9 protein-coding genes are annotated in these 11967 nt (G+C 68.6%); all 9 read left to right on the forward strand.

Annotation, left to right across the window (positions count from 1 at the left end; translation table 11 throughout):
• The first annotated feature begins 273 nt into the window (after positions 1–273).
• The 9 genes from IEY87_RS21850 to IEY87_RS21890 all read left to right on the forward strand — a co-directional run bounded on the left by IEY87_RS21850 (position 274) and on the right by IEY87_RS21890 (position 11922).
• Entirely contained in the window at positions 274–1251 is a 978-nt protein-coding gene (locus IEY87_RS21850; protein ID WP_189140577.1) for an ABC transporter permease, read from the forward strand.
• Positions 1252–2091, forward strand: coding sequence for an ABC transporter permease (locus tag IEY87_RS21855; RefSeq protein ID WP_189140578.1), 840 nt, complete (start codon positions 1252–1254; stop codon positions 2089–2091).
• Positions 2088–4157 carry an ABC transporter ATP-binding protein gene (locus IEY87_RS21860; protein ID WP_189140579.1) on the forward strand — a complete coding sequence of 690 codons (2070 nt, stop codon included), beginning with the start codon at positions 2088–2090 and terminating at the stop codon, positions 4155–4157. The genes IEY87_RS21855 and IEY87_RS21860 overlap by 4 nt, the downstream gene beginning before the upstream one ends.
• Complete coding sequence (locus tag IEY87_RS21865) at positions 4154–5863, forward strand: ABC transporter family substrate-binding protein (protein WP_189140580.1); 1710 nt, start codon at positions 4154–4156, stop codon at positions 5861–5863. Before IEY87_RS21860 ends, IEY87_RS21865 begins: the two co-directional genes overlap by 4 nt.
• 85 nt (positions 5864–5948) lie before the next feature.
• Positions 5949–6896: a prolyl aminopeptidase gene (gene pip / locus IEY87_RS21870; protein ID WP_189140581.1), complete on the forward strand. Its 948-nt coding sequence runs from the start codon at positions 5949–5951 to the stop codon at positions 6894–6896.
• Positions 6897–7006: 110 nt separating this feature from the next.
• Positions 7007–7489: a hypothetical protein gene (locus IEY87_RS21875; RefSeq protein WP_189140582.1), complete on the forward strand. Its 483-nt coding sequence runs from the start codon at positions 7007–7009 to the stop codon at positions 7487–7489.
• Positions 7490–8008: 519 nt separating this feature from the next.
• Complete coding sequence (locus IEY87_RS21880) at positions 8009–9070, forward strand: sensor histidine kinase (RefSeq protein WP_189140583.1); 1062 nt, start codon at positions 8009–8011, stop codon at positions 9068–9070.
• A gap of 139 nt (positions 9071–9209) precedes the next feature.
• On the forward strand, positions 9210–11786 hold the full coding sequence (gene lanKC, locus IEY87_RS21885; RefSeq protein WP_189140584.1) for a class III lanthionine synthetase LanKC: 2577 nt from the start codon (positions 9210–9212) through the stop codon (positions 11784–11786).
• A gap of 4 nt (positions 11787–11790) precedes the next feature.
• Positions 11791–11922 (forward strand): SapB/AmfS family lanthipeptide, encoded by a 132-nt coding sequence (locus IEY87_RS21890; RefSeq protein WP_189127049.1) that lies wholly within the window; start codon positions 11791–11793, stop codon positions 11920–11922.
• Positions 11923–11967 lie beyond the last annotated feature (45 nt).

Genomic DNA, 11967 nt, shown 5'->3' on the forward strand with positions numbered 1-11967 from the left:
TTGTCTTGATCTCGTGACAATGTCCCTATATTGCGACATCCCCGCTGGGGGTGGTGTTCGTGCAGGTCAGATGGGGTTAGTGACGGCGTTGGGGCGAGAGCCGGTGATCTGACCGTTATATTTCACCCTTGCTGACCGTGACGTACAGCCCGATATTGTTCACTCGAACGTCGTCTTCGCGTCAATGGATTTCCATGATGGCAGACGGCGTCTTCGTTGTAGGGGCCGTTTTCATTCCGAATCGCAGGCCCCGTCCAACGTGGACGGAGAGTGATGGGCAAGTACCTGCTTCGCAGGTTGGCGGTGAATGTGATCTTGGTCGCTGTCGCGGCCAGCCTGGCGTACATGCTCGCGGCGACCACCATGAACCCGCGCGCCGCGTACGAGGGGCGTCAGCCGCCGGTCGCCGAGGCCGTCGTCGACGCGACGCTCGACGCCTACAACCTCAACGACAAGACGCCCGTGCTGCAGCGGTACGCGACGTGGGTGTCGGGGGTGGTCACCGGTGACTTCGGCAAGACCTGGAACGGCGGCTCGGTCAACGACGAGATGGGCCGGCGGATCATGGTCAGCCTCCGGTTGCTGCTCGTCGGCACGCTCGTGGGCTTCGCCTTAGGAGTGGCGCTGGGCGCCTACTCGGCGGTCAAACAGTATCGATTCGCCGACCGCTCGATCGGGGTCAGCTCCTTCGTGGTCATGGCGATCCCGGTGTTCGTGCTGGCCACGCTGCTCGCGATCGGCACCTACAACCTCAACCGCGGGCTCGGGTTCACGCTGATCGAGTACACCGGGGAGTACAACCCCAGGCTGTCGGGCTGGGACCAGCTCCTCAACCGGCTCAACCACCTGATCCTGCCGACCATCTCGCTCAGCCTCGGCTCCATCGCCTTCTACAGCCGCATCCAGCGCAGCATGATGCTGGACGTGCTGAACCAGGACTTCGTCCGCACGGCGATGGCCAAGGGGCTGCGGCGCAGGACCGCGCTGCTGAAGCACGCGCTGCGGACCGCGCTGATCCCCGCGGCCACCTACTTCGCCTTCGCCTTCGGGACGATGCTCACCGGAGCCACGTTCACCGAGAAGATCTTCGCCTGGCACGGCATGGGGGCCTGGTTGATCGACTCGATCCAGCAGAACGACGTCAACGCCGTCGCCGCGGTCAGCTTCTTCTCCGCCGTCTGTGTCCTGGCCGCCGCCTTCCTCTCGGATCTGCTGGTGGCGGCCCTCGATCCCCGAGTGCGGGTGAGCTAGGTGCGATCCAAGGTCGTATTCGCGCGGCTGCTGCGCAACAGGCAGGCCCGCTATGGCGCCATCGCGCTGGTCCTGCTGGTGGCGCTGGCCTACATCGGCCCGTACATCGGTCCCTACGACTGGACCGACAAGGACTTCCTGTCCTTCCTGTCGCCTCCGTCGGCCGACCACTGGTGGGGGACCACCACGATCGGCCAGGACATGTACGCGGTCACGCTGCGGGGCATGCAGAAGTCGATCATCATTGGGCTGCTGGTGGCGCTCCTCGCCACCGGTCTCGCGGCCCTGGTGGGAGCATTCGCCGGATATTTCGGTGGATGGGTGGACAAGGTGCTCATGTGGGGCGTGGACCTGCTCCTCGTCCTGCCCAGCTTCCTCATCATCGCGATCGTCTCGCCCCGGCTGAAGGGCGCCTCCTGGCTCTGGTTCGTCGCGCTGCTCGCGGCGTTCACCTGGATGATCACCTCCCGGGTGGTGCGCAGCATGACGCTCTCCCTGCGCGAACGGGAGTACGTCCTGGCCGCCGTCTACATGGGCATCCCGCGCTGGAAGATCATTCTCCGGCACATCGTGCCGAACCTGTCCTCCCTGCTGATCATCGACGCGACGCTCAACGTCAGCGCCGCGGTCATCGGCGAGGCGGCGCTGTCGTTCTTCGGCTTCGGCATCCAGCCGCCCGACGTGTCGCTCGGCACCCTCATCGCCGAAGGATCCCGCAACGCCACCGGCTACCCCTGGCTGTTCGCCTTCCCCGCGGGCCTGCTGGTGGTCCTGGTGCTGAGCGTCAACCTGCTGGGCGACGGACTGCGTGACGCCCTCGACCCGGGGAGCAACTCATGAGCATCTTGGAGGTCCGCGACCTCAACGTCACCTTCCCCGGCGGCATCGAGGCCGTGCGCGGCGTCAGCTACGAGGTCTCCCGCGGCGAGGTGCTCGGCATCGTCGGCGAGTCCGGCTCGGGCAAGTCGGTGACCTCGCTCGCCATCATGGGCCTGCTGCCGCCGAACGCGGTGGTCAGCGGCTCGGTCAAGCTGCACGGCAAGGAGCTGCTCGGCCTCGACGAGGGCAAGCTGACCGAGGTCCGCGGCAAGTCGATCAGCATGATCTTCCAGGACCCGCTGTCGGCGTTCACCCCCGTCTACACCATCGGCGACCAGGTGGCCGAGGCCGTCCGGGTGCACCAGAAGCTGCCGAAGGACAAGGCGGCCAAGCGCGCCGTCGAACTGCTCGACCTGGTCGGCATCCCGCATCCGGACGCGCGGGCCAAGTCCTTCCCGCACGAGTTCTCCGGCGGCATGCGCCAGCGCGCCATGATCGCGATGGCCATCGCCAACGACCCCGACCTGCTGATCTGCGACGAGCCGACCACCGCGCTGGACGTCACCATCCAGGCCCAGGTGCTGGAGGTGCTCAAGACCGCCCAGCGGGAGACGGGCGCCGGCATCGTGATGATCACCCACGACCTGGGCGTCATCGCGGGCATGGCCGACCGGGTGCTCGTCATGTACGCGGGCCGGCCGGTCGAGCAGGGCCGGGTGGATGACATCTACTCCCGGCCGCGGATGCCGTACACGATGGGGTTGCTCGCGTCGATCCCCCGGATCGACGGCGAACAGGGGCCGCTGGTGCCGATCGAGGGCAACCCGCCCTCGCCGGTGGAGCTGCCGCCGGGCTGCCCGTTCGCGCCGCGCTGCCCGATGAAGGTCGATGCCTGCGACGACGAGGAGCCGCCGCTGGTCGAGATCGGCGGCGGGCGTCAGGTGGCGTGCATCCGCTCGCGCGAGATCGAGCACAAGAACCTGACCGGCACCGACGTCTTCCCGGTGCCCGTCATCCCGCCGAGCGATGCCGTCCGGGTGCCGCGCGAGCAGCGCCCGACCGTGCTGGAGCTCGACGACGTCATCCGGCACTACCCGCTGATGAAGGGCGCGGTGTTCAAGCGCCGCGTCGGCACCGTGCACGCGGTCGACGGCATCAGCTTCGACATCGCGCAGGGTGAGACGCTGGCCCTGGTCGGCGAGTCCGGCTGCGGCAAGACGACCACGCTGCAGCAGATCATGCAGTTGCGGGCGCCGGAGCGCGGCCGCGTCGTCGTGCTCGGCAGGGACAGCGCCACGCTGAACAAGGCCGCGCACAAGGAGCTCCGCAGCGAGCTGCAGATCGTCTTCCAGGACCCGATGGCCGCGCTCGACCCGCGCATGCCGGTCGGCGACATCATCGCCGAGCCGCTGCGCGCCCATGGGCGCAAGGACGTGGCCGTTCGGGTCGACGAGCTGCTGCGGCTGGTGGGGCTCGCCCCCGAGCACGCCGCCCGCTACCCCCAGCACTTCTCCGGCGGCCAGCGCCAGCGCATCGGCATCGCCCGCGCGCTCGCGCTCGACCCGAAGGTGCTGGTGCTCGACGAGCCGGTCTCCGCGCTCGACGTCTCCATCCAGGCCGGCGTCATCAACCTGCTGGAGCGGCTGAAGAACACGCTGGGGCTGTCGTACCTGTTCGTGGCGCATGACCTGGCCGTGGTGCGGCACCTCGCCGACCGGGTCGCGGTCATGTACCTCGGCAAGATCACCGAGATCGGGGCCGTCGAGGACGTCTACGACCGCCCCGCGCACCCCTACACGCAGGCGCTGCTGTCGGCGATCCCGCTGCCGGACCCCGCGCTGGAACGCACGCGTAAGCGGATCCTGCTCGACGGCGACCTGCCCAGTCCGGCGGACCCGCCATCGGGATGCCGGTTCCGCACCCGCTGCCCCAAGTTCGCCCGCCTCAGCCAGGCGGAGCAGCGGCGCTGTGTGGACGAGGAACCGCTGGTCGCTCGGCACGCGAACGCCATGGATCACGGCGTCGCCTGTCACTACGCGGAAGAGATCGAGGTCATCACGGCCTCGGAAGATCAGGAGGAACAGTGAAGGTTCGTTATCGGGCAACGGCGGGAATCGCGCTTCTCGCCATGGCCGTCGCGGCCTGCGGCGGTGGCGGCGGCGCCGCCCAGAAGCCCAATGCCGAGCAGTCGCAGCAGGCTCAGGAGCAGATGTCGCAGACGCCGGGCGTCAGCATCAACCCTGTGCCGTACGAGCAGGTGAAGGACGGCGGCACGCTGACCCTCTCGGTCGGCCAGTGGCCCAGCCAGTGGAACACCTATCACGTGGACGGCAACCAGGCCGACACCGCGGACATGGTGGACACCATCCTGCCGCAGCTGATGGTGGCCGACGAGGAGGCCAACTACACCCCGAACCCCGACTTCGTCACCGATGTGAAGAACGAGGTGTCCGGGGACAAGCAGGTCGTCACCTACACGCTGAACGACAAGGCCGTGTGGTCGGACGGCACGCCGATCACCTGGAAGGACCTTGAGGCGGCCTGGAAGTCCAACAACGGCAAGAACAAGAAGTTCAAGCCGGCCTCCACGGACGGCTGGGACCGGATCGAGTCGGTCGCCAAGGGCGACACGGACAAGGTCGCCATCGTGACCTACGCCAAGCCGTACCCGGAGTGGCAGGGCCAGTTCTCCCGCTCGCCGTTCCTGCACCCCGCCAAGTTCGTGGAGACGCCCGAGGCGTTCGACAAGGACTACCTGCAGAAGATCCCGGTCACCGCCGGGCCCTTCAAGGTGGAGAAGATCGACGAGGGCACCAAGACGCTCACCGTCGTGCGTGACGACAAGTGGTGGGGCAAGAAGGCCAAGCTCGACAAGATCATCTTCCGGACGATCGAGACGCCCGCCGCGCAGGTGAACGCCTTCGCCAACGGCGAGCTCGACGGCGTGGAGATCCCGCCGGGCAGCCCGGCCGACCTCAAGCGGGCCAAGGAAGTCCCCGACGTGGACGTCCGCAAGGCGCTCAGCCCCAACTGGCGGCACATCACCGTCAACAACCAGAGCGACTTCCTGAAGGACAAGTCGGTCCGCCAGGCCGTCCAGTACGCGATCAACCGCGACGTGATCACCCAGTCCGACCTCAAGGACATGGACTGGCCGATCCAGGCGCTCAACAACCACGTCTTCATGAACAACCACAAGGGCTACGCCGACAATGCCGGTGACCTCGGCACGTACAACCTGGAGAAGGCCAAGCAGCTGCTCGACGCGGCCGGCTGGAAGCAGGAAGGTGACTATCGCAAGAAGGACGGCAAGGAGTTCGAGCTGAGCTTCGTCGTCCCCGCGGGCGTGCCGTACGCCAAGACGGAGGGCGAGCTCACCCAGGCCATGCTCAAGGAGGCCGGGATCAAGATTGCGATCCGTCCCGTCCCCGATGACAAGTTCTTCACCGACTTCATCATCAAGGGCGACTTCGACCTGGTGCCGTTCTCCTGGATCGGCACGCCGCTCCCGGTGGGCTCGCTGCCGCAGATCTACAAGACCGGCTCCGAGAGCAACTTCCCCAAGGCGAGCGACCCCGCCTTGGACGCCGCCATCGAGGCGGCCGTGAGCGAGATGGACCCGGCCAAGGCCTTCGAGAAGGCCAACGCCGCGGACAAGCTCATCTGGGACATGGTGCACACCATTCCGCTGTACCAGCGCCCCGACATCCAGGCCACCAAGAAGACGCTCGCCAACTGGGGCGCCTTCGGCTACCACTGGCGGGACTACACCCAGGTCGGCTTCACCGGCTGATCCCCGCTCGTGACGCGTTCCCGGCCGGGGTCTCCCGGCCGGGAATTCGTTTCCGTGTACCTGCGGCGCTGTGTACGTTGGGGCGATGCATCCCCCTATCGAGCCGTATGACCATGGGCATCTCGACGTCGGCGACGGCCACCTCGTCTACTGGGAGGTGTGCGGCAACCCCGACGGCAAGCCCGCCGTCGTCGTGCACGGCGGTCCGGGCTCGGGCTGCAGCGTCGGTCAGCGCCGCACCTTCGATCCCGAGCACTACCGCATCATCCTTTTCGACCAGCGCAACTGCGGCCGCAGCCTGCCGCATGCCAGCGATCCGGCCACCGACCTGTCCGCCAACACCACCCAGCACCTGATCGCCGACATGGAACTGCTGCGCGAGCACCTGGGGGTCGAGCGGTGGCTGTTGTACGGCGGGTCGTGGGGGTCCACGCTGACGCTCGCCTACGCCGAGGCGTATCCGGAGCGCGTGTCGGAGGTGGTCATCGTCGCCGTCACCATGACCCGCCGCTCCGAGATCGACTGGCTCTACCGCGGGGTGGGCCGGTTCTTCCCCGAGCAGTGGCAGCGCTTCCGCGAGGGCGTCCCGGAGGCCGAGCGCGACGGTGACCTGCTGGCCGCCTACTCCCGGCTGATGTCCGACCCGGATCCCGCCGTGCGTACCAAGGCGGCCCACGACTGGGTGACGTGGGAGGACACGGTGATCTCCCTGGAGGTCAACGGCAAGCCGAACGCCTACAGCGACCGCCCGCCCGCTGCCCTGCTGGCTTTCACCCGGATCTGCGCCCACTACTTCTCCAACGCGGCCTGGCTGGAGGAGGGCGTCCTGCTGCGTGAGGCGCACAAGCTGGCCGGCATCCCCGGCGTGCTCATCCACGGCCGCTTCGACCTGGGCGGGCCGCTGGAGACGGCCTGGCAACTGGCCCAGGCCTGGCCCGACGCGCGCCTCGTTGTCGTGGAGGACTCCGGCCACACCGGAAGCGACACCCTCCGCAAGGAGTTGCACGCCGCCGTGGAAGGTTTCGCGCACTGAATTCGGATATTTGATGTTATTTGTCAATAACGTACGCATCACGGAATAGATCGGGCCTTGCTCTGCCTGGCGAAGGTCCGATAAACCCTTCTTGGTCATTGGAGGGGTGTATGCGGGGAATTGGCGGGCGGTACGGTCGCCTGGTCCGGTCGGCCGGGGCGGTGCTCGGCGGCGTGGTGGTGGCCGGAATTGTCGTGGGGCTCGCGGCGCGCCTGCTGATGAGCGCGATCACCATCGCCGCCGCCGAGGAGAGTCAGTTCACCCTGGCCGGGACGGTGGCGATCCTTTTCGTCTTCGCCGTGCTCGCCGTGCCCGCCGCCGCGACCGCCACCGCCCGCCCGGTCGTGCGGCGGGCCGGCCGGTGGCTGACGGCGGGGGCGACCGGCTGGGCCACGGCGTCCACCGGATTCGCCGACGGCCCGGCCGTCCTGCTGGCGCCCGAGGGCCGCATGCCGTACATCGTGGTGCTGATCGTGGCCTTCGGGACGGTCGTCGTCGCGCACGGCAACCTCGCCCAGCTCGCCATGCGCCGCCTGGCCGGTCCGCCTCCCACGGCCGCCCCGCCGCTCGAAGCCGCGCAGGCGTCCGGATGAGCGCGGCGCGCGATCTGAGCGGTGGGCGGCCTCGGGCAGCGCCCATTCCCGCCTGGCCAGATCGCCGTGGCTCATCATCCCGGGCAGACGCGAGAAACTTTCAGCCCGCTGGCGCTTAATCGCATGTGGGCCATAGGAGCAGGCATATGTCCGGATATGTTGCAATTGTGGCAGGTCATGCGGAGTTGTCGAACGAAAATGACCTTGACCAATTGTCGCCCAAAGGGTGAGAGCGGGGCGCCGTTGGGTAGACCGGATGTCCGGTGATCCACGAAAGGCCGGTAAGATGCCCCGCGTCATGAAATAATTTCATATGATAACGGGGCCGTGTCGGAAGTCGTTAACGCGCTTTACATAGGCAGATCAATCAGGTCAATTGGAGGTGAGATGCGCGTTCCATTTTGCATGGTGCGACGCGTCCAGTGGTGACCGACTGATTTCGGGGGATGGGTGAACGGAACAGATGGCTGGTTCGCGCGCAGATCACGTTCCGTGGCCAGGGGTCCCTCCTCTCCACTGATGCTGGGAGGGCTCGGCCTGATGGCCGGGACGCCCGCACTGACGGTGCCGGTTCAGCGGGAATTAGCGACTTCGGGGTACGTCTGCGCGGGTTCGGCGGTCCTGTTCATTCTCCTGGCGGTGCACGCCCGGTTCGTGCTGCGCATGCTGGCCCGCGAGGGCGTCGGGTGGGGGCTGGTCGCCGTCCAGGCAGGGGTGACGTACCTGCCGTTGCCATTCGTCGGGGCGGCCTGGACCCCCGTGGTGGGGCTGCTGTCCGGGGTCCTGCTGCTGGCGGCCCATGAGGTCCGATCCTTCACCGTGGCGGCCCTGGCCGTGGCCTGCGGGCCGGTGCTCCTCGCGGCCCCGTCCGTGGCACTGACCCACGCCGGCTGGGCCGTCACCGCCCCGCTGCTCGGCCTGGTGGAGTACTCCCTGGTCAGCCTGGCCGCGCAGGCCGACCGGCTGTCGGCCACGCGCAGTGACGTGATCCACCGGGCGGTGGTCCAGGAACGCCGGCGCTTCACCAGGGATCTGCACGACCTGGTGGGCCATCGGCTCACCGTCCTGGTGCTGAAGGCGCACCTCATCCAGCGGCTCGTGCGCGAGCGTGACGAGAAGGCCGGCCAGGAGGTGGACGAGACGCTGGCTCTGCTGCGTGTCCTGGCCGCCGACGTGCGTGCCGTCGCCCACGGCGAGCAGCGCTCCTCGCTGGAGACCGAGTTGAATTCGGCGCGTGCCCTGCTGGAGTCGGTGGGGATCCGCTGCCAAATGCGGGTTTCGTGCCGCGACCTGCCACGGGAGGTGGCGGAGGCGCTCACCCATGGGTTGCGTGAGGGTGTGACCAACGTGCTGCGGCACGCCACCGCCCGCGAGTGCACGATCCAGCTGCTCGATCGGGAGCGGCTCGTGAGCCTGTCGATCAGCAACGACGGCGTCCTCCAGCAGTACCGGCTGAGGGACCGCGGGCAGGGGCTGATCAACCTGACCGAACGGGTCGCGGTGCTCGGCGGCCGGCTGCAGGCCACCGCGTTACACGGCGAGCGTTTCTTGTTCGCCCTGCATATTCCGAGAAACCAATAGTGACCGCCTAACAGGTCCATTTGTGCGAAACGCACATAGGGCAGTGTGTTCGACACACCGCACTGCTGTCCCGTGTCACTAGACGAGAAATCAGCGCGCCGTCATTCTTCTTGCGTAGAACTCCTCCGGAAGGCGCGTGATGGACCAGTATGAGCTGTACTGCCTCGCGGATCGTCATTTCTACGACACCCTTGAGCACAGCACGACCGACGACGCCGGTTTTCCCATTCTGCGCAGGCCGGCGCCCGGCGACTGGTCATCCGAGGTCACCGGCACCTGGTGCTACTACGCCCCCGGCGGGCAGCCGCCGCTTCCCGCGCAGGGGTGGAAGATTCACGTGTCCGCCCGGCTCGACGACGCCGAGAAAGCGATCGCGGCCGTGTACGACTACTGCGTCCCCCGGATGATCGCGTTCAAATTCCTGCGCGGCCCGGCGGTCCTGGTCATGGTCAATTCCAAGGCCGCCTCACGCGCCTCCAGCGGCAAACTGATCACGATCTACCCGAGGGACGAGGCGCAGCTCGAACTCGTCCTGAAGGAACTGCACGAACTGCTGCGCGATGTCCGGGGCCCCTACATCCTCAGCGACCTGCGCTACGGCGAGGGACCGCTGTTCGTCAGGTACGGCGGCTTCGCCGAACGACACTGCCTGTCCGGTGGCGGCGAGCGCGTGCTGGCCGTCGAGGACGGCGCCGGACGGCTGGTCCCCGACGTGCGCGGCGCCACCTTCTCCGTGCCGCCGTGGACGACGCTGCCGGAATTCCTCCAGCCGCACCTGGCCGCCCGCAACGCGGTCACCCTGAGTGACCTGCCGTACGAGATCGACACGGTGCTGCACTTCTCCAACGGCGGAGGCGTCTACCTCGCCCGCCACCTGCCCACCGGCGACCAGGTGGTGCTGAAGGAGGCGAGGCCGCACGCCGGCCTCGACGCCCTCGGCCGGGACGCGGTGACCCGGCTGGCGCACGAGCGCGACGTGCTGGAACGCCTGGCCGGTCTCGGCGTGGCACCCGAGCTGCGCGACCACTTCACCGTCGGCGAGCACCACTTCCTCGTCCAGGAGTTCGTCGACGGCACCCCGCTGCAGCGGCGCCTGGTGCACCGCTACCCGCTCACCCGCGCGACCTGCGACGCCGACGACCTGGCCGCCTACACCCGCTGGGCGCTCGGCACCCTGGACCAGGTGGAGGCGGCCATCGAGGCGCTGCATGAGCGCGGCGTCGTCTTCGGCGACCTGCACCCGGACAACATCCTGCTGACCGAGAGCGGACGCGTGGTGCTCATCGACTACGAGGTCGCCACCCTGGCCGGCGACGGGAGCCGGGCGGCCCTGGCCCACCCGGCCTTCGTGGCACCCCCCGACCGGCAGGACACCGACGTCGACACGTACGCGATGGCCTGCCTGCGACTGGGCCTGTTCGCGCCGCAGTGCACGATCATGCTGCCCCTGTGGCCCGCGAAGGTCGCGCAGCTCGGCGAGCTGGTCGGGGAGACGTTCCCCGGCACTCGGGACATGGCGCGGGCGGCCGCGGCCACCGTCATGGGCGGCGACCGGGCCGAGGCGGAGGAGCTCCCGATGCCCGGCTCCGCCCCCTGGCCGCCGCTGCGCGACGCGCTCCGCCAGGCCATCACGGCCGCCGCGACACCCGATCGCGACGACCGGCTGTTCCCCGGCGACGTGGCCCAGTTCCGCCCCGGCGGCGGCCTGAACCTCGCCCACGGCGCGGCCGGCGTCCTGTACGCGCTGGCGGTCACCGGGGCCGGACGCTTCCCCGACTACGACGGCTGGCTGCGCGAGCGGGCACTGCGCCCGCTCCAGGGATCGGGCCTCGGACTGTACGACGGGCTGCACGGCATCGCCTTCGTCCTCGACCGGCTCGGATACCGCGAGGACGCGCTCGACCTGGTGGACATCTGCCTGCGCGAGAAGTGGGACGGGCTGGAGCCGGCGCTCCACTCCGGGCTGGCCGGGATCGGGCTGAACCTGCTGCACCTCGGCGAGCCCGAGCTGACGAAGGCCGGCCTGCGCGCCGTTGACATCTGCGCCGACCGGCTCGGCGGTCCCGACGACGTGCCGGAGGTCAGCGGCGGCGCCAACCCCCGGGCCGGGCTCATGTACGGCTCCAGCGGCCCGGCCCTGTTGTTCCTGCACGCCTACGAGCACACCGGCGACACGTCGCTGCTCGACCTGGCGGCGGTCGCGCTCCGGCAGGACCTGCGCAGATGCCGGGCGGCAGCGGACGGCTCGCTCCAGGTGAACCAGGGCTGGCGGCTGCTGCCGTACGTCGACGAGGGCTCGGCGGGCATCGCGCTGGTGCTCGCCCGCTACCTGGCCCACCGCGACGATCCGGCGCTCGCCGCCGCGCTCGCGGACCTGCTCAAGGCGGTCCGCTCCGGCTTCTTCGTGCAGCCGGGCCTGTTCACCGGCCGCGCCGGCATCATCGCCGCGCTCGCCGGCGTGCCGGCGGAGCCGGACACCGCCCAGGTGCTGGAGGCCCACGTCCAGGGCCTGCGCTGGCACGCACTGCCGTACGGGGGTGGCCTGGCCTTTCCGGGCGACCAGCTGCTGCGGCTGTCCATGGATTTCGCGACTGGTACGGCAGGTGTCCTCTTCGCCCTGAACACGGTGCGGGGCGACAACCCGGGACACCTGCCGTTCCTGGAGGCCGTGCCTGCTCGCCGGCCTGTCACCCACGACTCCCGGAAGGAGGTGTAAGACCATGGTACTTCTCGACCTGCAAGGGCTCGAGACCCCGGCAAGCAGCGACGTCGCCAGCGGCGGCAGCACGCTTACGGTTCTCGGATGTCACTCCGGCAAGCCCAGCAACCTCAGTGTCGCACTCTGTCACTGATAGGTGATGCCGATCCCCGCGCCGGCTGAGAAGGGCGGCGCGGGG

Source organism: Nonomuraea glycinis (assembly GCF_014646515.1).
GTDB classification, from domain to species: Bacteria; Actinomycetota; Actinomycetes; order Streptosporangiales; family Streptosporangiaceae; genus Nonomuraea; species Nonomuraea glycinis.

Bases quoted from the DNA above. Each gene is read 5' to 3' on its own strand.
- IEY87_RS21850 (WP_189140577.1), top strand. From the start codon at position 274: ATGGGCAAGTACCTGCTTCGCAGGTTGGCGGTGAATGTGATCTTGGTC.
- IEY87_RS21860 (WP_189140579.1), top strand. From the start codon at position 2,088: ATGAGCATCTTGGAGGTCCGCGACCTCAACGTCACCTTCCCCGGCGGC.
- pip (WP_189140581.1), top strand. From the start codon at position 5,949: ATGCATCCCCCTATCGAGCCGTATGACCATGGGCATCTCGACGTCGGC.
- IEY87_RS21875 (WP_189140582.1), top strand. From the start codon at position 7,007: ATGCGGGGAATTGGCGGGCGGTACGGTCGCCTGGTCCGGTCGGCCGGG.
- IEY87_RS21880 (WP_189140583.1), top strand. From the start codon at position 8,009: ATGCTGGGAGGGCTCGGCCTGATGGCCGGGACGCCCGCACTGACGGTG.
- lanKC (WP_189140584.1), top strand. From the start codon at position 9,210: ATGGACCAGTATGAGCTGTACTGCCTCGCGGATCGTCATTTCTACGAC.
- IEY87_RS21890 (WP_189127049.1), top strand. From the start codon at position 11,791: ATGGTACTTCTCGACCTGCAAGGGCTCGAGACCCCGGCAAGCAGCGAC.